The organism is Pseudomonas sp. PDM24, assembly GCF_019218905.1.
Taxonomy (GTDB): Bacteria; Pseudomonadota; Gammaproteobacteria; order Pseudomonadales; family Pseudomonadaceae; genus Aquipseudomonas.
The window spans coordinates 273688-296908 of sequence record NZ_JAHUWR010000001.1 but is presented as its reverse complement, the minus strand read 5'-3'; the positions used below and the strand labels follow the sequence as shown (position 1 = coordinate 296908).

Annotated in this window: 24 protein-coding genes; 15 read left to right on the top strand and 9 right to left on the bottom strand. The window is 58.4% G+C overall.

Annotated elements, in window-relative coordinates:
• Positions 1 to 6: 6 nt before the first annotated feature.
• Positions 7 to 939: a lipid A biosynthesis lauroyl acyltransferase gene (locus KW837_RS01420; RefSeq protein WP_192346987.1), complete on the bottom strand. Its 933-nt coding sequence runs from the start codon at positions 937 to 939 to the stop codon at positions 7 to 9.
• Positions 940 to 1057: 118 nt separating this feature from the next.
• On the opposite strand from KW837_RS01420, the gene minC reads away from it, so the two are divergent.
• The 6 genes from minC (at position 1058) to KW837_RS01390 (ending at position 5763) form a co-directional block, all read left to right on the top strand.
• Positions 1058 to 1795: a septum site-determining protein MinC gene (gene minC / locus KW837_RS01415; RefSeq protein ID WP_032830770.1), complete on the top strand. Its 738-nt coding sequence runs from the start codon at positions 1058 to 1060 to the stop codon at positions 1793 to 1795.
• A 201-nt stretch (positions 1796 to 1996) separates the two neighbouring features.
• Entirely contained in the window at positions 1997 to 2809 is an 813-nt protein-coding gene (gene minD / locus KW837_RS01410) for a septum site-determining protein MinD (protein ID WP_007898841.1), read from the top strand.
• Positions 2809 to 3063, top strand: a complete 255-nt coding sequence (gene minE / locus KW837_RS01405; RefSeq protein ID WP_007898843.1) for a cell division topological specificity factor MinE — start codon at positions 2809 to 2811, stop codon at positions 3061 to 3063. Before minD ends, minE begins: the two co-directional genes overlap by 1 nt.
• 182 nt (positions 3064 to 3245) lie before the next feature.
• Positions 3246 to 3881 (top strand): RluA family pseudouridine synthase, encoded by a 636-nt coding sequence (locus KW837_RS01400; protein WP_030131660.1) that lies wholly within the window; start codon positions 3246 to 3248, stop codon positions 3879 to 3881.
• Between the two features lie 208 nt (positions 3882 to 4089).
• On the top strand, positions 4090 to 5379 hold the full coding sequence (locus KW837_RS01395; protein ID WP_123496236.1) for a M18 family aminopeptidase: 1290 nt from the start codon (positions 4090 to 4092) through the stop codon (positions 5377 to 5379).
• A 207-nt stretch (positions 5380 to 5586) separates the two neighbouring features.
• On the top strand, positions 5587 to 5763 hold the full coding sequence (locus tag KW837_RS01390; RefSeq protein WP_007898847.1) for a hypothetical protein: 177 nt from the start codon (positions 5587 to 5589) through the stop codon (positions 5761 to 5763).
• 52 nt (positions 5764 to 5815) lie between these two features.
• Here the strand turns inward: KW837_RS01390 and KW837_RS01385 are convergent, their stop codons facing one another.
• A complete protein-coding gene (locus KW837_RS01385; protein WP_007898856.1) occupies positions 5816 to 6529 on the bottom strand; it encodes a UTRA domain-containing protein in 714 nt (237 codons plus the stop codon).
• A gap of 350 nt (positions 6530 to 6879) precedes the next feature.
• Here KW837_RS01385 and KW837_RS01380 point away from each other — a divergent pair, with 350 nt between their 5' ends.
• From KW837_RS01380 to KW837_RS01355, 6 genes are all read left to right on the top strand, one after another.
• Complete coding sequence (locus tag KW837_RS01380) at positions 6880 to 7944, top strand: ABC transporter substrate-binding protein (RefSeq protein WP_123496234.1); 1065 nt, start codon at positions 6880 to 6882, stop codon at positions 7942 to 7944.
• A gap of 179 nt (positions 7945 to 8123) precedes the next feature.
• Complete coding sequence (locus tag KW837_RS01375; RefSeq protein ID WP_218394253.1) at positions 8124 to 8930, top strand: alkaline phosphatase family protein; 807 nt, start codon at positions 8124 to 8126, stop codon at positions 8928 to 8930.
• Between the two features lie 5 nt (positions 8931 to 8935).
• The gene (locus KW837_RS01370; protein ID WP_218395137.1) at positions 8936 to 9772 is read left to right on the top strand and encodes an ABC transporter permease subunit; all 837 of its coding nucleotides are present in this window, start codon (positions 8936 to 8938) and stop codon (positions 9770 to 9772) included.
• Complete coding sequence (locus tag KW837_RS01365; protein WP_218394252.1) at positions 9759 to 10559, top strand: ABC transporter permease; 801 nt, start codon at positions 9759 to 9761, stop codon at positions 10557 to 10559. Before KW837_RS01370 ends, KW837_RS01365 begins: the two co-directional genes overlap by 14 nt.
• Positions 10556 to 11545: an ABC transporter ATP-binding protein gene (locus tag KW837_RS01360; RefSeq protein WP_218394251.1), complete on the top strand. Its 990-nt coding sequence runs from the start codon at positions 10556 to 10558 to the stop codon at positions 11543 to 11545. Before KW837_RS01365 ends, KW837_RS01360 begins: the two co-directional genes overlap by 4 nt.
• A 34-nt stretch (positions 11546 to 11579) precedes the next feature.
• Positions 11580 to 12233 carry an HAD family phosphatase gene (locus KW837_RS01355; protein ID WP_123496224.1) on the top strand — a complete coding sequence of 218 codons (654 nt, stop codon included), beginning with the start codon at positions 11580 to 11582 and terminating at the stop codon, positions 12231 to 12233.
• Positions 12234 to 12338: 105 nt separating this feature from the next.
• Here the strand turns inward: KW837_RS01355 and KW837_RS01350 are convergent, their stop codons facing one another.
• Positions 12339 to 13301 (bottom strand): zinc-binding dehydrogenase, encoded by a 963-nt coding sequence (locus KW837_RS01350; protein ID WP_218394250.1) that lies wholly within the window; start codon positions 13299 to 13301, stop codon positions 12339 to 12341.
• Between the two features lie 138 nt (positions 13302 to 13439).
• Between KW837_RS01350 and KW837_RS01345 the strand changes: the two genes are divergently transcribed.
• Together KW837_RS01345 and KW837_RS01340 are read left to right on the top strand one after the other, a co-directional pair.
• Positions 13440 to 15521, top strand: a complete 2082-nt coding sequence (locus KW837_RS01345) for a carboxy terminal-processing peptidase (protein WP_218394249.1) — start codon at positions 13440 to 13442, stop codon at positions 15519 to 15521.
• 134 nt (positions 15522 to 15655) lie between these two features.
• Positions 15656 to 17446, top strand: coding sequence for a bifunctional diguanylate cyclase/phosphodiesterase (locus KW837_RS01340; RefSeq protein WP_218394248.1), 1791 nt, complete (start codon positions 15656 to 15658; stop codon positions 17444 to 17446).
• Between the two features lie 146 nt (positions 17447 to 17592).
• Here the strand turns inward: KW837_RS01340 and KW837_RS01335 are convergent, their stop codons facing one another.
• The 6 genes from KW837_RS01335 to KW837_RS01310 all read right to left on the bottom strand — a co-directional run bounded on the left by KW837_RS01335 (position 17593) and on the right by KW837_RS01310 (position 21117).
• Positions 17593 to 17922, bottom strand: a complete 330-nt coding sequence (locus KW837_RS01335) for a hypothetical protein (protein WP_218394247.1) — start codon at positions 17920 to 17922, stop codon at positions 17593 to 17595.
• 498 nt (positions 17923 to 18420) lie between these two features.
• Entirely contained in the window at positions 18421 to 18828 is a 408-nt protein-coding gene (locus tag KW837_RS01330) for an SEL1-like repeat protein (protein ID WP_218394246.1), read from the bottom strand.
• Positions 18829 to 19200 (bottom strand): hypothetical protein, encoded by a 372-nt coding sequence (locus KW837_RS01325; RefSeq protein WP_007898892.1) that lies wholly within the window; start codon positions 19198 to 19200, stop codon positions 18829 to 18831. It lies immediately after the preceding gene.
• Complete coding sequence (locus tag KW837_RS01320; protein ID WP_007898894.1) at positions 19197 to 19538, bottom strand: helix-turn-helix domain-containing protein; 342 nt, start codon at positions 19536 to 19538, stop codon at positions 19197 to 19199. The genes KW837_RS01325 and KW837_RS01320 overlap by 4 nt, the downstream gene beginning before the upstream one ends.
• A 115-nt stretch (positions 19539 to 19653) precedes the next feature.
• Positions 19654 to 20109 (bottom strand): YkvA family protein, encoded by a 456-nt coding sequence (locus tag KW837_RS01315; RefSeq protein WP_007898895.1) that lies wholly within the window; start codon positions 20107 to 20109, stop codon positions 19654 to 19656.
• Between the two features lie 294 nt (positions 20110 to 20403).
• A complete protein-coding gene (locus KW837_RS01310; protein WP_007898896.1) occupies positions 20404 to 21117 on the bottom strand; it encodes an FKBP-type peptidyl-prolyl cis-trans isomerase in 714 nt (237 codons plus the stop codon).
• A 269-nt stretch (positions 21118 to 21386) separates the two neighbouring features.
• Here KW837_RS01310 and KW837_RS01305 point away from each other — a divergent pair, with 269 nt between their 5' ends.
• Positions 21387 to 23219, top strand: a complete 1833-nt coding sequence (locus KW837_RS01305) for a di-heme-cytochrome C peroxidase (protein WP_218394245.1) — start codon at positions 21387 to 21389, stop codon at positions 23217 to 23219.
• Positions 23220 to 23221: the final 2 nt, after the last annotated feature.

Below are 23221 nucleotides of genomic sequence, written 5' to 3'. Positions count from 1 at the left end.
GGTGACTCAACCGCGTTTGGCGTACAGCTTCGCCTCGCCCGGTGGACGGGTCTTGAAGCGGCGATGCGCCCAGAGGTATTGCTCCGGACACTCACGCAAAGCACTTTCGACCCACTGGTTGATCCGAATGCAGTCAGCTTCTTCCGTCTCGCCGGGAAAGCCCTCGAGCGGTGCATGGATCACTAACCGATAACCGCTGCCATCCGCCAGGCGTTCCTGGGTGAACGGCACCACCAGCGCTTTGCCCAGCCGGGCGAATTTGCTGGTGGCGGTAACGGTCGCCGCCTGAATCCCGAACAGCGGCACAAAGATACTTTGCTTGGCGCCGTAGTCCTGATCCGGTGCGTACCAGATCGCTCTGCCGGCCCGCAGCAGTTTGAGCATGCCGCGCACGTCGTCGCGCTCCACCGCCAGCGAGTCGAGGTTGTGCCGCTCGCGGCCACGACGCTGGATGTAGTCGAACAGTGGATTCTTGTGTTCGCGGTACATGCCATCGATGGTGTGCTGCTGACCGAGCAACGCCGCGCCGATCTCCAGCGTGGTGAAATGCACAGCCATCAGAATCACGCCTTTGCCGTCGCGCTGGGCCTGCTTCAAATGCTCCAGGCCTTCGACATGGGCCAGTTTCGCCAGACGCTTGCGCGACCACCACCAGCTCATGGCCATCTCGAAGAAGGCGATGCCGGTGGAGGCGAAGTTTTCCTTGAGCAGACGCTTGCGCTCGGCAGCGGACTTTTCAGGGAAACACAGCTCAAGATTGCGCTTGGCAATGCGCCGTCGGTCGCCGGCCACTCGATACATCAAGGCACCCAAGACGCGACCGACCGACAGCAACGCCGGATATGGCAACTGCACAATCAGCCACAACAGCCCCAAGCCACACCACAGCGGCCAGAAACGTGGAGAAAGAAATGCTGTTCGAAAACGCGGGCGATCCATTAAAGGTTCCGTCAAGACAGTGGCCGCGCATTCTACATCGTTCGACCCGGCTTGCGGCCTGCGGGCGTTCTCGTTATAAGTCTCGGCACTTTTAGTGACAAGCCGTTGTATGCCGACCATGAGCCAAACCGAACCGCTAGACCAAGATCCCGTGTTCCAGTTGAAGGGCAGCATGCTTGCCATTACGGTGCTGGAACTGGCCCGTAACGACCTTGAGAACCTTGATCGGCAACTGGCCGCCAAGGTCGCCCAGGCGCCAAACTTCTTCAGCAATGCGCCGCTGGTCCTGGCCCTGGACAAACTTCCGGCCAGCGAAGCCTCGGTCGATCTGCCGGGGCTGATGCGCATCTGCCGCCAGCATGGCCTGCGCACCCTGGCGATCCGTGCCAGCCGCATTGAAGACATTGCCGCCGCCATCGCCGTCGATCTGCCGGTGCTGCCGCCGTCCGGCGCCCGTGAGCGCCCGCTCGACCCGCACGAAGGCACTGTTGCGAAAAAACCGGAAAAACCACCGGAACCGACCATTAAACCGACCAAAATCATCACGTCGCCCGTACGCGGTGGTCAGCAGATTTATGCCCAGGGTTGCGATTTGGTGGTGATTTCGTCGGTCAGCCCGGGGGCGGAACTTCTCGCCGATGGGAACATCCATGTATACGGCGCGATGCGCGGTCGTGTCTTGGCCGGCGTCAAAGGTGACACGAAAGCCAGGATTTTCTGTCAGCAAATGACCGCTGAACTGGTCTCCATCGCTGGCCATTACAAGGTTTCCGAGGATCTGCGTCGTGATCCATTGTGGGGCGCGGGCGTACAAGTCAGCCTGTCGGGCGACGTGTTGAACATCATTCGGCTTTAACGGATACTGCCGCATTTTCCAAGCATCTCTAAAACGTAGCGAAAACGGCTCAAACGAAGTAGGAAAAAGGCCAAAAGCAGTGTTTACCGGGGGTAAACGCCGCTCAGAACCGGATTCCAGCCAAGGCTGTCCGACTGCAGTAGTTTTTCAAGAGATGTTTTTCAGGGGCTAAACGTCCTTTTTCCTTAGGGGTAAAACACCTTGGCCAAGATTCTCGTGGTTACATCCGGCAAGGGTGGTGTGGGTAAGACCACCACCAGCGCCGCTATCGGTACCGGCCTCGCTCTGCGCGGTCACAAAACAGTTATCGTCGACTTCGACGTCGGCTTGCGTAACCTCGACCTGATCATGGGTTGCGAGCGCCGCGTGGTGTATGACTTCGTCAACGTGGTCAACGGCGAAGCCAACCTGCAACAGGCTCTGATCAAAGACAAGCGTCTGGAAAACCTCTATGTACTGGCCGCCAGTCAGACTCGCGACAAAGACGCGCTGACTGTCGAAGGCGTCGAAAAGGTCCTGATGCAGCTCAAGGAAGACTTCGAATTCGTGGTCTGCGACTCTCCGGCGGGCATCGAGAAAGGCGCCCACCTGGCCATGTACTTCGCTGATGAAGCGATTGTAGTGACCAACCCGGAAGTCTCCTCCGTACGTGACTCGGACCGCATGCTGGGCCTGCTGGCCAGCAAGTCCCGTCGTGCCGAAAACGGCGAAGACCCGATCAAGGAACACTTGTTGCTGACCCGCTACAACCCGACACGCGTGAGTAACGGTGAAATGCTCGGCGTCGAAGACGTCAAGGAAATCCTCGCAGTAACCCTGCTAGGCGTGATTCCGGAGTCGCAAGCCGTCCTCAAGGCCTCCAACCAGGGCGTACCTGTGATTCTCGACGATCAGAGCGACGCCGGTCAGGCGTACAGCGATGCCGTTGATCGCCTGCTGGGTAAAACCGTGGACCATCGTTTCCTCGATGTCGAGAAGAAGGGATTCTTCGAGCGACTTTTTGGAGGTAGGTAATGAACCTTTTTGACTTCTTTCGTGCCAGTAAAAAGGTCAGCACCGCGTCGGTAGCGAAAGAGCGTCTACAGATCATCGTGGCGCATGAACGCGGCCAGCGCAGTACGCCGGATTACCTGCCAGCCTTGCAGAAGGAACTGGTGGAAGTGATCCGCAAGTACGTCAATATCGGGTCCGATGACGTGCACGTCGCTCTGGAAAATCAGGGCAGTTGCTCGATCCTGGAACTCAATATCACCCTGCCAGATCGCTGAGTCGATCCGGCGGAAGCCACGGCGGCTCAGGCTCTTACGCACTCCGTAGGAGCGAAGCTTGCTCGCGAACACAGGCACCTCGGTCTATCTGATAGACCGAGGTGACGCTTTCGCGAGCAAGCTTCGCTCCTACAGAGGGCGGGGCCTGAGCCGCCGTTGGCGTTTGTTACGAGGCTGTTTTAATGCCGTTGTCCAACATCCGCATCATTCATCAGGACGCCGCCGTACTGGTGGTGGACAAACCGACCCTGTTGCTCTCCGTCCCCGGCCGGGCCGATGACAACAAGGACTGCCTGATTACGCGCCTGCAAGAAAACGGCTACCCGGAAGCGCGAATCGTCCATCGTCTGGACTGGGAAACGTCCGGTATCATTCTGTTGGCCCGTGACCCGGACACTCATCGCGAGCTGTCTCGGCAATTTCACGACCGCGAAACCGAAAAAGCCTACACCGCCCTGTGCTGGGGACAACCGGAACTGGACAGTGGCAGCATCGACCTGCCCCTGCGCTACGACCCGCCGACCAAGCCACGCCATGTGGTGGACCACGAATTTGGCAAGCACGCCTTGACCTTCTGGCGTGTGCTGGAGCGTTGTGGCGACTGGTGCCGCGTCGAACTGACGCCGATCACCGGCCGCTCTCACCAGTTGCGCGTGCACATGCTTTCCATCGGCCACCCACTGTTGGGTGACGGGCTCTACGCCCATGAGCAAGCCTTGGCTGCCTGGCCACGACTTTGTTTGCACGCCAGCATGCTCAGCTTCACTCATCCCCAGACGGGCGAACGCCTGCGCTTCGAGTGTCCTGCACCGTTTTAACGGTCAATGAGCAACCTGTGGGAGCGGGCTTGCTCGCGAAGAGGGAGTGCCAATCGACATCTATGTCGACTGATACACCGCTTTCGCGAGCAAGCCCCACACAAGGAGATCTCTGGCAGGCACAGATTCGAGTGCACCCCAGCAGCAGTCCTCCGCCAATTCTGTGACCAATACGTTAAACTGGCGCCACTGCTGTCTGGAGCTACTTATGCGCGAAGAGTTGAACCAAGGCCTGATCGACTTCCTCAAGGCCTCCCCTACCCCGTTCCATGCCACTGCCAGTCTTGTCCAGCGCCTGGAAGCGGCCGGTTTCATGCGCCTCGACGAGCGTGAGCCATGGACCACCGAAGCCCATGGTCGTTACTACGTCACCCGTAACGACTCTTCGATCGTCGCGTTCAAAATGGGCCGTCATTCGCCCCTGCATGGCGGCATCCGTCTGGTCGGCGCGCACACCGATAGCCCATGCCTGCGGGTCAAACCCCAGCCGGAACTGCAACGCCAGGGCTTCTGGCAACTGGGTGTCGAAGTCTATGGCGGTGCACTGCTGGCACCGTGGTTCGACCGTGATCTGTCTCTGGCCGGTCGCGTAACCTTCCGCCGCGACGGCAAGGTCGAGAGCCAGTTGATCGACTTCAAGGCACCGATCGCGATCATCCCGAACCTGGCCATTCACCTCAACCGTGAAGCCAATATGGGCTGGGCGATCAATGCCCAGACCGAACTGCCACCGATCCTCGCGCAATTCGCCGGTGACGAGCGCGTGGACTTCCGCGCCGTGCTCACCGATCAACTGGCCCGCGAACACGGCCTGAACGCTGACGTAGTGCTCGATTACGAGCTGAGCTTCTACGACACCCAAAGCGCAGCGGTCATTGGCCTGCATGGCGATTTTATTGCGGGTGCGCGCCTCGATAACTTGCTGTCGTGCTACGCCGGCCTGCAAGCTTTGCTGACGACCGAAACCGACGAAACCTGCGTGCTGGTCTGCAACGATCACGAAGAAGTCGGTTCCTGCTCGGCCTGTGGCGCCGACGGCCCGATGCTTGAGCAAACCCTGCGTCGTCTGTTGCCCGAAGGGGATGAATTCGTACGGACCATTCAGAAATCCCTGCTGGTTTCGGCCGACAACGCCCACGGCATGCACCCGAACTATGCGGACAAGCACGATGCCAACCACGGCCCGAAACTCAACGCCGGCCCGGTGATCAAGGTCAACAGCAACCAGCGCTATGCCACCAACAGCGAAACCGCCGGGTTCTTCCGCCATTTGTGCATGGCCGAAGAAGTGCCGGTGCAGAGCTTCGTGGTACGCAGCGACATGGGCTGCGGCTCGACCATCGGCCCGATCACCGCCAGCCACCTGGGCGTGCGCACTGTGGACATCGGTTTGCCGACGTTCGCCATGCACTCGATCCGTGAGTTGTGCGGCAGCCATGACCTGGCACATCTGGTCAAAGTGCTGAGCGCGTTTTACGCCTGCCGCGAATTGCCGTAGTCCGAGCGAATCGCAACCTGTGGGAGCGGGCTTGCTCGCGAAGGCGGTGTGTCAGTCGACATTAATGTTATCTGACACACCGCCTTCGCGAGCAAGCCCGCTCCCACACGGATTGCGCTGCTTCTGACTCACTTCTGACTCACATCACCACCGCTCATCCGAAAGCCGCCTAGACTTGCAGTACCCCTCTCCGACAAGGCTGTCACCATGATCTCGTTGTCTTCGTTCCACGCCATGCTGATCCCGATTCTTTCCGGGATGATCATGCTGGCCATCGGCTTCAACTTTCGCGACAAGAACGCCGGTGTGTTCGCGATGTGGGTTGGCATGCTGATGATCCTCGCCACTGTGATCTACAAGATCCTCGCCAAGCTCAACGAATAAATCCTCGCGCCTGGCTCGCATTGATTTTGACGGGCTCAGTTGAATGTGTGTCCTACACCACATCCACCCCGACATGAATCGCATCATGGCGCCAGAACTCCAGGTCACAATCGATCAGTCGTTCGTGCTGATCATAATTGACCCGGGCAATCCGCAACCCCGGGCTGCCCACCGACACCCGTAAAGCCGCCGCGGCGTCCACCGATAACGCCGTCGGCACAATCTCGAAGCGCACCCGCCCGTAATGCAAGTCGTAATGCCGGGCATACAGTTCGGTCATCGACTGATTCAGATCGAAGTCCAGAATCCCGGGGAAAAACTGCGGGTTCAGGTAGTGCTCCACATACAACACCAATCGCCCGTCAATCCGTCGCGAGCGGCAGATCTGAATCACGCTCGACAGCGCCGGCAACTGCAACCAGGCACACACCGCCGCCGACGCCGGTTGCAACCGCGCCGAGATCACCTCGGTGGACGGCACTCGCCCCTGCGCACTGACCATCGCGTGAAAGTGGCTGCGCTGCATCAGGTTGTAAGCCAGCCTTGGTGGCGACACGAACCAGCCGCGCCGCTCCTCGCGATAAATCTGGCCCTGGGCCTCCAGCTGCAATAAAGCCTCACGCACGGTGATCCGCGTGGTACCGAACAACTCACTGAGCTTGCGCTCTGCCGGCAACTTGCTCCCGGGCGCCAACAAACCGTGGTCGAGCTGTTCTTGCAGAACCTGCCCGATGGCTGTCACCGCTTTGGTGGTCTCGATGCGCATCAACGTTACCTATCTGGACTAGACCAGCACTGATTCAGGGCAGAACCGTGATTCAAATCGGTTCCTTCAACTGCCTGCAAGCCTAGGCACTGCATATGACTGACAGATGACAAAGCCGCCGAACGGTTGCGCCAGACACCTGCAATTTTATGGCCAAGTCCCTTTCATATCAGCTCTTTAGCCATGGTCTACGCTTATCTCGCACCTCGCGTATCCGAGCGCAGAAAATTCAGGCCGACCGGTCGTCGACATCAAAATGTCATCCAACCCGCCTAAATTGGCTCAGGTATTGCTGACCTAGACCAACACAACCGCAATCGCAGCGTTGAAAACGCCCAAAGGAGCTTCGGATGAAACAGTTTTTCCTGGCATCACTGTTAGGCTCGACCATTGCCCTGTGCACCACCGCCATGGCGGCGGATGATCTGAAAACCCTGGAAGCCGCTGCGAAAGCGGAAGGTGCAGTCAACAGCGTCGGCATGCCCGATGACTGGGCCAACTGGAAAGGCACCTGGGAAGACCTGGCCAAGAAATATGGCCTGAAACACATCGACACCGACATGAGCTCGGCCCAGGAAATCGCCAAGTTCGCCGCCGAAAAAGACAACGCCACGGCCGACATCGGCGACGTCGGTGCCGCGTTCGGCCCGATCGCGGTCAAGCAAGGTGTCGTGCAACCTTACAAACCCACCACCTGGGAACAGATTCCGGACTGGGCCAAGGACAAGGACGGCAACTGGGCGCTGGCCTACACCGGCAGCATCGCGTTCATCATCAACAAAAAGCTGCTGCACGGTTCTGAAGCGCCGACCAAATGGGCCGACCTCAAGACTGGCAAGTACAAAGTTTCTATCGGTGACGTGAGCACCGCGGCCCAGGCTGCCAACGGTGTACTGGCCGCCGCCCTCGCCAACGGTGGTGACGAGAAAAACATTCAGCCAGCCCTGTTGCTGTTCGCTGACATCGCCAAGCAAGGCCGCCTGTCCATGGCCAACCCGACGATCGCCACCATGGAAAAGGGTGAAATCGAAGTCGGTGTGGTCTGGGACTTCAACGGTTTGAGCTACAAGGCCAAGATGGCGAATCCGGATGACTACATCGTGCTGATTCCATCCGACGGCTCGGTGATTTCCGGTTACACCACCATCATCAACAAATACGCGAAGAACCCAAACGCCGCCAAGCTGACCCGCGAATACATCTTCAGCGATGCCGGCCAAATCAACCTGGCGAAAGGCAACGCCCGTCCGATCCGCGCTGAGCATCTGAAGTTACCGGAAGAGGTCAAGGCCAAACTGCTGCCTAACGAGCAGTACAAAAAGGTCACACCGATCAAAGACGCCGACGCGTGGGAAAAGACCTCCAAGTCGCTGCCGCAGAAGTGGCAGGAAGAAGTCATCATCAATATGCCGTAACACGGTAGATCCCCATTCGGGGATCTGATGGAGATCCAATGTGGGAGCGGGCTTGCTCGCGAAGGCGGACTTACATTCAACACCTTTGTTGACTGACCCGCCGCTTTCGCGAGCAAGCCCGCTCCCACAGGGGATTGGTTGCGTATTTGAATCATCTGTTTTGCGGAGTCCCAGCCCCTATGAAGCACAACGTCATCCTTGTCGTGCTCGACGGCCTCAATTACGAAGTCGCGCGCCACGCCATGGGGCATCTGCAGGCTTACGTTGGCGCAGGACGCGCGGCACTCTACAAACTGGAGTGCGAACTGCCGGCCCTGTCCCGACCGCTTTATGAATGCATCCTGACCGGCGTTACGCCGATCGACAGCGGCATCGTTCACAACAACGTCTCGCGCCTGTCCAACCAGCGCAGCATCTACCATTACGCCACCGACGCCGGCCTGAAAACCGCCGCCGCGGCCTATCACTGGGTCAGCGAGTTGTATAACCGTTCCCCGTTCATGGCCGCCCGGGATCGTCATACCGATGACCCCAAACTGCCGATCCAGCACGGTCATTTCTACTGGAACGACCACTACCCGGACTCGCACCTGTTCGCCGACGCGGAAAACCTGCGCCTGCGCCACGAGCCGAACTTTCTATTGGTCCACCCCATGAACATCGACGACGCCGGGCACAAGCACGGCCTCGACACCTCGCAGTACCGCAACAGCGCTCGCTCAGCCGACATCATCCTTGCCGATTACCTGCAGGGCTGGCTCGACGCCGGTTACCAGGTGCTGGTGACGGCTGACCACGGCATGAACAACGACCGCTCGCACAACGGCCTGCTGCCCGAAGAACGCGAAGTGCCGTTGTTCGTCCTCGGCGATGCCTTCAGCTTCAACCAAAATGCCGCACCGAAACAGACCGAAATCTGCGGCACCGTCTGCGAACTGCTGGGCGTGCCCCACGACAAACCTGTGTGCCGGGAGCTGCTCAAGTGAATGCCATGACCCGCGGTAAATGGCTGGCCGCTTTGTGCCTGGTGCCCTTCGCGATTTTCTTCTTCGTGTTCCAGATTGCCCCGCTGCTCTGGGTGATGATCAACAGCCTTCAATCGGAAGAGTTCGGCTGGGGCCTGGCCAACTTCAGCAAAATCTTCAACTCGAGGTTCTATTTGCAGGCAATCCAGTACAGCCTCGAGATCAGTTTCTGGTCCAGTGTGTTCGGCATCATCATCGCCGTACTCGGCGCCTACTCCCTGCGCCGGGTCGACTCGAAACTGCGCAACTTCGTCAATGCCTTCGCCAACATGACCAGCAACTTCGCCGGCGTGCCCCTAGCCTTCGCGTTCATCATTTTGCTGGGCTTCAACGGCACCTTCACCATCATGCTCAAACAGGCCGGGATCATTCAGGACTTCAACCTGTACTCGAAAACCGGTCTGATCATTCTCTACACCTACTTCCAGATTCCCTTGGGCGTGCTGCTGCTCTACCCGGCTTTCGATGCCCTGCGCGAAGACTGGCGTGAGTCCGCCGAGTTGCTCGGTGCCAATGGCTGGCAATTCTGGCGACACATCGGTTTGCCGGTGCTGACCCCGGCGCTGCTGGGCACGTTCGTGATTCTGCTGGCCAACGCCCTCGGCGCGTATGCCACGGTCTACGCCCTGACCACTGGCAACTTCAACGTGTTGCCGATCCGCATCGCGGCAATGGTTTCCGGCGACATTTCCCTGGACCCAAACCTGGCCAGCGCCTTGGCCGTGGTGCTCGTGGCGTTGATGACCCTGGTAACTATCGTGCATCAGTTGCTGTTGAAGAGGAGCTACCATGTCTCGCGTTGAACTGGGGCCCGTCGGTGTCTATCACCGCGTCGTGGTGTATTTACTGTTTGCCATTCTGCTGTTGCCGCTGCTCGGAACATTGATCTACTCGATCTCCAGCAGTTGGTCCGCGACGATCATGCCCAGCGGTTTTACCTTCAAGTGGTACCTCCAGCTGTGGAGCGACCCGCGCTTTCTCGACGCGTTCGGTCAGTCCTTGCTGGTCTGCGTCGGCTCGCTGATTCTGTCGGTGGTGCTGATTCTGCCGCTGCTGTTCGTGGTGCATTACCACTTCCCGAAACTCGACGCTTTGATGAATATCCTGATCCTGCTGCCCTTCGCGGTGCCGCCGGTGGTGTCGTCGGTGGGGTTGTTGCAGCTCTATGGCTCGGGGCCGTTCGCGATGGTCGGCACGCCGTGGATTCTGATTGGTTGCTACTTCACCGTGGCGCTGCCGTTCATGTACCGGGCGATCACCAATAACCTGCAAGCGATCAACCTGCACGACCTGATGGACTCCGCGCAACTGCTCGGCGCCAGCACTTGGCAAGCGGCATTCCTGGTGGTGCTGCCGAACCTGCGCAAGGGTTTGATGGTGGCGTTGCTGCTGTCGTTCTCGTTCCTGTTCGGTGAGTTCGTGTTCGCCAACATCCTCGTCGGCACCCGCTACGAAACCCTGCAGGTCTACCTCAACAATATGCGTAACAGCAGCGGCCACTTCACCAGTGCGCTGGTGATCTCCTACTTCTTCTTTGTGCTGGTTCTGACCTGGGCGGCCAATATCTTGAACAAGGACAAAAGCGAATGAGCTACGTCAGCGTCCAACATCTTCAAAAGAATTACTCGGGCACTACCGTGTTCAGCGACATCAACTGCGAAATCAAGAAAGGCGAATTCGTCACGCTTCTTGGCCCGTCCGGTTGCGGCAAGTCCACCCTGCTGCGTTGCATCGCCGGCCTGACCTCGGTGGACGGCGGCAAGATCCTGCTGGAAGGTCAGGACCTCGTCCCGCTGAGCCCGCAAAAACGCGGGATCGGCATGGTGTTCCAGAGTTATGCGCTGTTCCCGAACATGACCGTGGAGCAGAACGTCGCCTTCGGTTTGCGCATGCAGAAGGTCAACGCGGACGACAGCCACAAGCGCGTCGGCGAAGTGCTGGCACTGGTGGAGCTCAATGACTTCGCCGCCCGTTACCCGCATCAACTGTCCGGTGGCCAGTGCCAGCGTGTCGCCCTGGCTCGCTCGCTGGTGACCCGGCCTCGGTTGTTGTTGCTGGATGAGCCGCTGTCGGCGCTAGACGCGCGGATTCGCAAGCACCTGCGCGAACAGATCCGTCAGATCCAGCGCGAACTCGGTCTGACCACGATCTTCGTCACTCACGATCAGGAAGAAGCCCTGACCATGTCTGACCGAATCTTCCTGATGAATCAGGGAAAGATCGTACAAAGCGGCGATGCCGAAACCCTCTACACCGCGCCAATCGATGTGTTTGCCGCAGGCTTCATCGGCAACTACAACCTGCTGGATGCCGACAGCGCCAGCAAACTGCTGCAACGACCGATCACCCATCGCCTCGCCATTCGCCCGGAAGCCATTGAACTGAGCCTGAACGGCGAACTCGATGCGCAGATTCGCAGCCACAGCCTGTTGGGCAACGTCATTCGCTATCGGGTCGAAGCCCGGGGCGTGGAATTGGTGGTGGATGTGCTGAACCGTTCGGCGGCCGATTTACATCCTGATGGTCAGCGCTTGGCGCTTTCCATCGATCCGACAGCCCTGTGTGAGGTAGCCTGATGACCTTGCTGATGTTGAAGAGAGAACTGCACTGATGGCCCTGGCAATTTTTGATCTGGACGAAACCCTGATCCACGGCGACTGCGCCACCCTCTGGAGCGAGCAAATGGGCCGCCTGGGCTGGGTTGATCCCGAGTCGTTCATGCGTCAGAACAACGAACTGATGGACGCTTACAGCCACGGCAAGTTGCGCATGGAGGAGTACATGACCTTCAGTCTGGAACCGATGATCGGTCGCACGCCGCAAGAGGTCGAGCACTTGGTCGCGCCTTGGGTGGAAGACTTCATCGAGCCGATCATCTTCAGCGACGCCACCAAAGCCATCGCCGCCCACCGCAAGGCCGGCGACCGGATCCTGGTGATCTCGGCCTCGGGCACGCATTTGGTCAAGCCGATTGCCGACCGCTTGGGCATCGACGAGATTCTCGGCATCGAGCTGGAACTGTTGCATGGGGTGTACAGCGGCCACACCGTTGGCACCCTGACCTACCGCGAAGGCAAGATCACCCGGTTGCTGGAATGGCTGGATGCCGAAGAGGAAAATCTGGAAGGCGCGAGTTTCTATTCCGACTCACGCAATGACTTGCCGCTGCTGCTGAAAGTGGACTTTCCGCATGTGGTGAATCCGGATCCGGTGCTGCTCGAACACGCCGAAAAGGCGGGCTGGCCAATCCATATCTGGAAATAACCAAGAACCCATGTGGGAGCGGGCTTGCTCGCGAAGGCGGTGTGTCATTCAACATTAATGTCGACTGATACACCGCCTTCGCGAGCAAGCCCGCTCCCACAGGGTTCAGGTCAGGCTTTCGTCAATTATCAACACCAACTTCCCCGACACCTTATTGGTCGCCAGTTCCGCAAATGCCGCTTCGGCATCCTTGATCGCAAATGTCCTGGCCAGTTGCGGGCTCAAACGCCCTTCGGCAAACAGCGGCCAGACATGCTGACCGAGATCGCTGAACAAATCGGCCTTGAACTGCTCATCGCGGTTGCGCAAGGTTGAACCCAGCAGTTGCACACGTTTGGCCAGTACCTGCGCCAGATCCAGCTGCGCCTCGCGACCGCCCATCAATCCGATCAGCACCCAACGACCATCGCGAGCCAGCAGCTTGAGGTTCAACGCCGCGTAGTTGCCACCCACCGGGTCGAGGATCACGTCGAACGGCGCAAGATCATTCAAGCTGTCCAGATCGCCGTTGCGCACCACTCCACCCTGTGCGCCCAACGCTTCACAGTAGGCCAGACGCTCGGCGGAACCGACGCTGACCCAGCACGGGTTACCAAACGCCTTGCACAGCTGAATGGCAGCTGAACCGATTCCACTGGCCCCGGCGTGCAGGAGAACTTTCTCACCCGGTTTGAGCGCAGCCAGTTGAAACAAATTCAGCCAAACGGTCGCATACACTTCCGGCAATGCCGCCGCCTCGGCCAGGGACAAACCTTCGGGAACCGGCAACACATGCCGTCCGTCGACAACTACCTCTTCGGCCATCCCACCCCCGGCCAGCAAGGCGCAAACCCGATCGCCGACCTGCCAGGAAGAGCCCGGACCGACCTCGCTGATCACCCCCGAACACTCAAGACCCAGTACTTGACTGGCCCCCGGCGGTGGCGGATAAAGTCCTGCTTTCTGTAACAAATCAGCGCGATTGAGTCCTGCTGCCGCCACTCGGATGCGAACTTGTCCTACATCGCACGTAGGACTCGGCTCTTCAACCCACTCCACTCGCCCCTCAACGCCTTGCAATGCTTTCACAGTGCCTCCATAGTGAGTCTGGACTGAGCCCGAAGCTGTAGCGCCGGGCTTTTTGCATTATGCGACCGGTCCTTGTGGATCCGGCGACTTCAAAGACGGCCTAATATGCGTTATCAATTGTCCCCGCGTCGAATCAGCATGAAGCATCTGCTCCCCAGCACCGCCCTCGCTCTTGTCATTGGTCTCGGTCTTTTGCCGATGTCGAGCAATTCGTTCGCAGCCAACAGCTGGGACAAGCTTCAGCCCGATCGTGACGAAGTAATCGCCAGTCTGAACGTCGTCGAATTGCTCAAGCGTCACCATTACAGCAAACCACCACTCGACGATGCACGCTCCGTGATCATCTACGACAGCTATATCAAGCTGCTGGATCCATCGCGTAGCTATTTCATGGCCAGCGATATTGCCGAATTCGACAAATGGAAAACCCAGTTTGACGACTTCCTCAAAAGCGGCGACCTGAACGCCGGGTTCACCATCTACAAGCGCTACCTGGACCGCGTCAAGGCGCGTCTGGACTTTGCCCTTGCCGAGCTGAACAAGGGCGTCGACAAGATCGACTTCACCGCCAAGGAAACCTTGCTGGTCGATCGCAAGGATGCCCCTTGGCTCAAGACCACCGCCGAGCTGGACGACCTGTGGCGCAAACGCGTCAAGGACGAAGTGCTGCGGATGAAGATCTCCGGCAAAGAGTCGAAGCAGATTCAGGAAACCCTGACCAAGCGTTACAAGAATCAGCTGTCGCGTCTGGACCAGACCCGTGCGGAAGACATCTTCCAGGCGTACATCAACACCTTCGCCATGTCCTACGACCCGCACACCAACTATCTGTCGCCGGATAACGCGGAAAACTTCGACATCAACATGAGCCTGTCCCTGGAGGGCATCGGCGCCGTGTTGCAGAGCGATAACGATCAAGTGAAAGTCGTGCGCCTGGTGCCTGCCGGCCCGGCCGACAAGACCAAGCAGGTTGCACCGGCCGACAAGATCATCGGCGTGGCCCAGGGCAACAAAGAGATGGTCGACGTGGTCGGCTGGCGCTTGGACGAAGTGGTCAAACTGATTCGTGGCCCCAAAGGCACCGTGGTGCGCCTGGAAGTGATTCCGGCCAGCAACGCGCCGAACGACCAGACCACCAAGATCGTGCCGATTACCCGCGAAGCGGTGAAGCTCGAAGATCAGGCGGTGAAGAAGTCAGTTCTCAACCTCAAGCAGGATGGCAAGGACTACAAACTCGGCGTCATCGAGATCCCGGCCTTCTACCTGGACTTCAAGGCTTTCCGTGCTGGCGATCCGGACTACAAGAGCACCACCCGCGACGTCAAGAAGCTGCTGACCGAGCTGCAGAAAGACAAGGTCGACGGCGTGGTCATCGACCTGCGCAACAACGGCGGCGGTTCCTTGCAGGAAGCCACCGAGCTGACCAGTCTGTTCATCGACAAAGGTCCGACCGTACTGGTGCGTAACGCCGATGGCCGGGTCGATGTGCTGGAAGATGAAAACCCGGGCGCGTTCTACAAAGGCCCGATGGTGTTGCTGGTCAACCGTTTGTCCGCCTCGGCTTCGGAGATTTTCGCCGGCGCCATGCAGGACTACCACCGCGCGCTGATCATCGGCGGCCAGACCTTCGGCAAAGGCACCGTGCAGACCATTCAGCCGCTGAACCATGGCGAACTGAAACTGACCCTGGCCAAGTTCTACCGGGTTTCCGGCCAGAGCACCCAGCATCAGGGCGTGCTGCCGGACATCGATTATCCGTCGATCATCGACACCAAGGAAATCGGCGAAAGCGCCCTGCCGGAAGCCATGCCGTGGGACACCATTCGTGCGGCCATCAAGCCTGCGCTTGACCCGTTCAAACCGTACATCACGCAGCTCAAGTCCGAGCATGACGTACGCACGGCCAAAGACGCGGAGTTCGTGTTCATCCGCGACAAACTGGCCCTGGCGCAGAAGTTGATGAGCGAAAAAACCGTCAGCCTCAATGAAGCCGAGCGTCGTGCACAACATGCCGATATCGAAGCCAAGCAACTGGCCATGGAAAACATCCGTCGCAAGGCCAAGGGCGAAGAACCGCTCAAAGAGCTGAAGAAAGAAGACGAAGATGCCATCGCGGCCGAGCAGGACAAGACCAAGCCAGAAGACGATGCTTATCTGAGCGAGACGGGGCGGATTCTGCTGGATTACTTGAAACTCAACACCGCGGTTGCCAAGCACTAAGTGGTTACAATCAGAATGATGGCAATTTAATGCTGACGCTCCCCGGAGCGTCATCAAACAGACATCATTCTGTCGTGAAATAAAGGACTGGGTGCACCTTGCACCCGGTCCTTTTTTTATCGCCAGAGAACGCCATGACCACAACCGAACAGCTGAGTGCCTTGAGCTCAATATTGACTCAAAGCGGTTTGCACAGCCTGTTCCAGCCGATCATTTCCCTCTCTGAACGACGTATCGTTGGCTACGAAGCCCTCAGCCGCGGCCCCTCCAACAGTCCGCTGCACTCCCCTGTTGCCCTGTTCGCGGTAGCTCGCCAGGCCGGTCGCCTCAGCGAACTGGAAATCGCTTGCCGTCAAAGTGCTTGCCGACGCTTCAATGAACAGCAACTGCCCGGCAAACTCTTCCTCAATGTCTCCCCGGAATCCCTGCTCGAAGCCGCCCACCAACCCGGACGCACTTTGCAACTGTTGCAGGATTTCGGCATCCCACCGAGCCAAGTGGTCATTGAACTCACCGAACAGACCCCGACCGACGATTTCCAGCTGCTGCAAAACGCCCTGCATCACTATCGGGCGATGGGGTTTTCCATCGCGCTGGATGATCTGGGCGCCGGTTATTCGAGCTTGCGGCTCTGGTCTGAATTGCGCCCGGATTACGTCAAGATCGATCGGCATTTTATCGATGGCATTCACCAGGACGCGCTCAAGCGTGAGTTCGTCGGTTCGATCCTGCAGATCGCCAAGGCTTCGCGAGCAAAAGTGATCGCCGAAGGCATCGAATTGCCGGAAGAACTGGCGGTGTTGACCGAAATGGGCGTCGATCTGCTGCAAGGTTATCTGCTCTGCCGGCCCCAGGAGCATCCGCCCCGCGATGCCCGAACTTTCATACCCAAACCAAACAGCGTCGCCGCAATACTGAACGAAGAAGTCAGCGACCTCAGCGCCCTGCTCAACGACCAACCGGCGGTGACCAGTGACACCCCGACCGCCACCGTGCTGGAAGCCTTCCGCCGCCAGGCCAACCTGAACTCCCTGGCGGTGCTCGACAAACAGGGCCAACCCTGTGGCATCGTCCACCGCCATTCGCTCTCGGACGCCTTGCTCAAGCCCTTTGCCACTGACCTGTTTGCCCGCAAGCCGATCAGTCGCTTGATGAGCGACGACTTCCTCGCTGTGGAGTTGAGCCAGTCGCTGCAACAGGTCAGCCGCTTGATCACCAGCCGCGCTCGCCAGCGCATCGAAGAAGACTTCATCATCACCCTCAATGGCAGCTACTTGGGGCTGGGCCGAGTGATCGACGTGCTCAAGCTGATTACCGAACTGAAAATCCAGCAAGCCCGCTACGCCAACCCGTTGACCCTGCTGCCGGGCAACGTACCGATCCAGCAATGCCTGACACGGCTGCTGCAACAGGAACGGGAGTCGGTGATCTGTTACGTCGACATCGACAGCTTCAAACCCTTCAACGACATCTACGGCTACGGTCGCGGGGATGAAGTCCTACTGTGTCTGGCGCAATGCCTGAACGACCGCATCGACCCATCTCGCGACTTCGTCGGCCATATCGGCGGCGACGACTTCCTGCTGGTGCTCGGCCCGGAAGACTGGCGCAAACGCCTGAACCAACTGCTGGACGACTTCCACAGCCAATGCCGACGCTTTTACCGCAGCGAACACCTGGAAGCCGGCTGCTTCATCGCACCCAACCGCCAAGGCGTAAGACAGGAATTTTCGCTGCTGTCCCTGTCCATCGGCGTGGTGCATTTGCATCCACAGGCCTGTGCACAGCTCGATGCAAGCCAATTGGCGGAAATGGCATCACAGGCCAAGCATCACGCGAAGAATGTGCCGGGGTATAGCGTGCATGTGATTGATAGCCTGGCGGTGCCCGGAGCTGAAGAAGAACTGCTCATTGGGCATCGCTGATTGAGCTGACGCCTTCGCGGGCAAGCCTCGCTCCTACAGGTATTGTGTCGTTCGCATATCTACAAACGACACAAAACCCGTAGGAGCGAGGCTTGCCCGCGAAGAGACCCGCTCAGGCACCACAAATTTCCAGGACTAATCCGTCACTAGACATCGCCCAAAGGCCGAGCCCGCAACCGCCGCCCAATCACATCCAGCACATCACACCCATCGCGCAGTGGAATGGCACAGAGCAAGGCAAAGTCGCTGAGAATCATCGAATCACACTCGACTGAGCCGCGCATCGACATGTTCTCAAGCACCTGGGTGACGGCACGAATTCGATAGCCGGCAGCGTCATACAAAACATCGAGCGGCGCATGGGTATCGACGAACAGGGTAGGCATGTCACTGCAATTGCTGGTGAGCGCCATGAAGCGGTTTTTGGGGTGGGGAATTGGTTTTTCGTAGGGTGGATCAGGATGAAGTGTTGGCATTTGAGACCTTCCGATGAAAATGGGAGCTGCCAAAAGCCTTCCTACAGGCTTGGGTGGCAGCTATGCGCGGGGTAGGAATACCGAGCATCGGAAACTCGACCACGCCGAAGCGTGCCCGCGCACAGCCGCCGTAACGGATCTTACGGACGCCCATTGACGGCCGCAAACCAGGTTTCGACGATTACGCATTACCGATGCCAATAAAGGGTTCCTACACCCCACCACTGAATTTTCAGTGACCATCAAAGGCTATCGGGTGAACTCATCTCGCACCAGTTCATGAAAACCGCTACAACTTGAAGGAAATCTCCGATGGATCTACACAGCAATAAACGCGCGAGACTTTGCGGGGGATCAATCAGAAAAGAAGTCGGGAAAGGATGATGTTGCTGTAGGGCGATTCGCTAAAAGCGATCAACTAATTACCAAAGCAACCAGAAACAAAACGTGGCGGTAGGTTTCCCTCACGCCACGTTAATTTGTCAGATACTCAATTATTTAATCTGCAGAACCACGGGACGCCAACTCTTTCAACTTAAGTTCAGCCAGCGGATGCCCGGCCTTCGCCGCCATTTCCCACCAGCGAGCCGCTTCCACCGGGTCCGGCGCCTTGCTCGGCGTTCCCGCAAGGCTGATCACCCCAACCTGATACGCCGCTTTCGCATCCCCCGCCAACGCGGCCAGGCGCAGTAATCGCACACCCTCCTCGCGTGCCCCAAGACCGACGCCGCGAAAGGTCAGAATGTGGCCGTAGAAGCTCTGGGCGCCGACATCACCCAGGTTCGCCATACGTGCAAACTGGCCCTCGAGCCAGCTCCAGCCTCGCGGCTGACGCACAAACCACGACCAGTGGAACAACCGGCGGGCCAGCCAGTAACTGGCCCGCGCCTTGAGTCGTAAAAACACTCAGGCTTCCGCCGATTCGGGGTACTCGTATTCGAACACCCGCACCACTTCCGAGGCATGCCAGGACGCGGCAGCCACGCCATCGGACGGGCCGGAAAAGCGCCCGAGTCGCTCGACACATTCGAAGAAGCCGGTGCGTGGCAAGCGACTCGCGCCCTGGCTGATCACCAGCGAGCTGCGCAACGGCTGCTCGGCTCTGGCATCCAGCGCGGCCAGGTGCTCAAGGGCTGCGGTCAAGGTTTGCATGGCCGGCGTGGGTAGCTGCAAACGCTCCAGCAACGCCCGATAAGTCAAAAGATGGCGCTGACGACGCGCCTGATCCAGCTCCCCCAGCAATCCATCCCAATGTTGACGACTGATGCGTACGCTCACGATTCATCCCTCCATCCTGGCACCGTCAATTCCCAGGCGAGGCTGCGGCGAATAGCAGCGTCGGGTTGACGCTCACCGCTTTCGATCAAGGCGAGATATGACGGACTGATGCCTACCGTGCGGGCGAGCGCCTCAATGGCGATGCCCTTCCCTTCGCGCAAATTGCGTAGTTGATCCAGACCCGGAAGAATCTGGTCTGGTGCCGCCGCGGGAGGCGCTGTGGCGTCACGCGGTGGTTGTTGCTTGATGCCTGCTGCTTTCAGTAGAGCCTGATACTGAGCCCATGGCAGAACCGCATATTCGGGCTCGCCTTCGCGTGTAATTATCTGAATATCCATGACTACCCCGTAGGACAACGACACTTAGCGAGTCGGCGCTTTTCCTTAGAAGTGTAATCCTAACAGCGGCCAAGGTCGCGGGGGGGGATGAATATCTGGAGGATTTTGAATTGGCTCAGTTTTTTTTCGGCCCCTGAAGCTGCAGTTGTTCGGGGGTATCAGGCAAGCGTTCGACTACCGCAAGCTTCTCCGGCAGCTGACGCTTGCGCCAGGCGCGGAAGGCGTTGAGCTCGTCATCGAGAACTTTCATCAACCAGGCCAGTACGGCAATGTCGTCGAGCATGCCGAATACCGGGATGAAATCCGGGATTGCATCCACCGGGCTCAGGAAATACATCAAGCCGGCCACCACCGAGACCAATGCTTTGGGGCTGATGGCCCGGTACTCACCACGCCAGTAGGCCAGGCAGAGTGCCTGTAACAAACGCAGATCATCTTTGAGTTTACCCAGACGATTGCCCTGGCTCGCGCCTTTGCTGGCAACCGCGAACAGCAGGGTCGGTAAACGACCACGGGCGAGCAGGCGTCCAGCCAGAGGCAGGAAACGAGCAAAATTCCAGGGCGTTTTCATTTATTACTCCCACTGAAATGTTATCCACACAAATTGTGGATAACCTTGTGAACAGAGCTGCATTTCACCGCTGAAAGCCCCGTTTCATAAGGGCCTGACTCAGATCGGGCGTTTTTTACTCACATAAAAAAACCCAAGATTTCATTGACTTGGCGTTCTGGCCCGTCTAGCTCGAGCGCCCTCACTGGCTATGACTTCAGCGTACCGCATCCGTTCGCTTTGTTTACCTCCACTGAACGCCAGATGCAACAACGCCCCGCATAAGCGAGGCGTTGTTTTTAAAGCAGACGCGAATTACTTGGGGGCGTCTTGTTTTGCTGGATCCTTGATGGCCAGCAGCTCCAGGTCGAATACCAGTACCGAGTTGGCTGGAATCGCCGGGCTTGGGCTTTGGGCGCCGTAAGCCAGTTCGCTAGGGATGTACAGCTTGTACTTCTCGCCAACGTGCATCAGTTGCAGGCCTTCGACCCAACCCGGAATCACACCGCTGACCGGCAGATCGATCGGGCTGCCGCGCTCGACGGAACTGTCGAAAACGGTGCCATTGGTCAATTTACCAGTGTAGTGAACAGTCACTACGTCGGTCGGCTTAGGCTGAGCGCCGTCGGCTTTCTTGACCACTTCGTATTGCAGGCCGGAAGCCGTGGTGGTGACACCCGCTTTCTTGCCGTTCTCTTCGAGGAATTTCTTGCCAGCGGCTGCCGACTCTTCGCTCATCTTGGCCAAACGCTCTTCAGCACGCTTTTGCAATGCTGCGAAGGCTTCAACCAGCTCTTCATCTTTCAGCTTCTGTTCTTTCTTGCCGACGGCATCTTCGATGCCCTGGGCTACCGCTTTGGAATCCAGATCATCCATGCCTTCCTGAGCCAGGCTTTTGCCCATGTTCAGGCCGATACCGTAGGAAGCTTTTTGCGCCGGGGTTTTCAGCTCTACGCTGGTCTGCGAATCACAACCCGCAAGTACCAGGCCAACCAGGGCCACCGCCGCCGCCAACCGATGCTGTTTCATGCTATTTCCTTGTTCATGCGCCTAAAGGGCAATCGAGTAAAGCCGCGAGCTTATCAGGCCGCCACGACCAATGGCTACCGGCATGAGAGCAGGAAACGTCTGATAAGTTCAGGTGTTTAAACGCATTTTGGCTATAGAAGGATGAAGCTTCTGTCATTTCGCTCTTACGGACTTGAGGGCCGGTTCCCACAGACTCTGGCGTAATGGCCTCTTGCCGCACTTCTTGAGCTGAGGCATAAGGGAGCTACAAACTGACAAGGATGTTTATCGTGCGCCTCATATTCCGCTTGCTGATCCTGATCGCAGTATTGCTGGGGCTGGGCCTCGCCGTAGTGCTGTATTACGTCGCCAACCCGAAATTGCCGGCCTGGTCACCGGCGCAACAGGTAAATTACCTGGAGCAATGGAGCGCCGCCGACCGACAGGCTTACTACTTCACACCTCAAGGTACCCAGGTCAAAGGCTTGCATTATGACTGGTTCAATGCCCTGGAATTGCCTTTCTCGCAAAAACGATTCGCCGCTCCTGAATACCTTGCACGCTTTGGTTTTCTGATCGACCCGAGCCAGAAAGCCACGCAGAACAATCCTGGTAACCTGCCCGTCGGTTTTGCCCGTCATCAAAACCCCGGCAGCCAGGACGAGTTTCTGGACATCACGTGCGCCGCCTGCCACACCGGCGAATTACGCTTCAATGGCCAGGCTGTGCGCATCGACGGTGGCTCGGCCCAGCATGTGTTGCCCTCCAGCGTCCCGACCCTGCGTGGCGGCAGTTTCGGCCAGGCACTGGTGGCCAGCCTCGCCTCGACTTACTACAACCCCTGGAAATTCGAACGTTTCGCCCGCAACGTTCTGGGTCAGGACTACGACGCACGGCATCAACAACTACGCCAGGATTTTAAAGTCTCACTCGATACCTTCTTGAAAGTGGCCTGGAACGACACCCATCGAGGCCTTTACCCCACCGAAGAAGGTCCCGGTCGCACCGATGCTTTCGGGCGCATTGCCAACGCCAGCTTCGGCGACGCGATTTCACCCGCCAACTATCGGGTGGCCAACGCTCCGGTGGACTACCCGCAACTGTGGGACATGTGGACCTTCGACTGGGTGCAGTGGAACGGTTCGGCGCAGCAACCGATGGCCCGTAATATCGGTGAGGCCTTGGGTGTGGGCGCCACGCTGAATTTCTTCGACAGCAGCGGGCAGCCGCTCAAGGGCGACGACCGCTACCCCTCCAGCGTCCGGGTGCGCGATCTGCATCGGATCGAGGAAACCCTGCAACGACTCAAACCGCCTGCCTGGCCGGAAGCCCTGCTGGGCAATATTGACAAGCCCCTGGCCGCAAAAGGCCGCGAACTGTTCGCTGAAAATTGCGCCGGGTGTCATGTCCCCCGCGTCACCCAAAGCGACGGCAGACCAGTGCAACATCTGAAATTGCTGCCTGTGGAGGTCATTGGCACAGACCCCGGCGCCGCCAACAACATTGCCGATCATCGCTTCGATCTGACGGCTTTACAGTGGGATCCGGCAGAGCTTGCGCAACTGGACGTAAAACTGCATCCCAAACCCACAGAACCCTTGGATATGAGCCAATTGTCCGTGGCCAAGGGACTGGCTTACGTCACTGCTTTCGTGGGCAACCAGGCCTACCGCGAAGCCAAAGTGACACCCGCAGAGCGCCCGAACCTGGACGGATTCGGCCTGCCGATCGGCGTTCAGGAGTTGCGTAGCTACAAGGCCCGACCTTTGGCGGGCGTCTGGGCCACGCCGCCGTTTCTGCACAACGGTTCGGTACCGAGCCTTTATCAATTGCTCTCGCCACAAAGTGAACGCGCAACCACGTTCTACAAGGGCACCTTCGAATATGACCCTAAACACTTGGGCTATCGCACCGAAGCCTTCACCAACGGTTTTGTGTTCGACACGCGCATTACCGGTAATCACAACAGCGGCCACGAGTTCCGCGCAGGTGAACGCGGTAACGGCGTCATTGGTCGTCTGCTGCAACCGGAGGAACGCTGGGCGCTGCTGGAATACCTGAAAGTGTTGGGCGGCCCGATGGAGTCGCAATTGCCAGACCGCCGTCTCAGTCAAAAGGATTGACC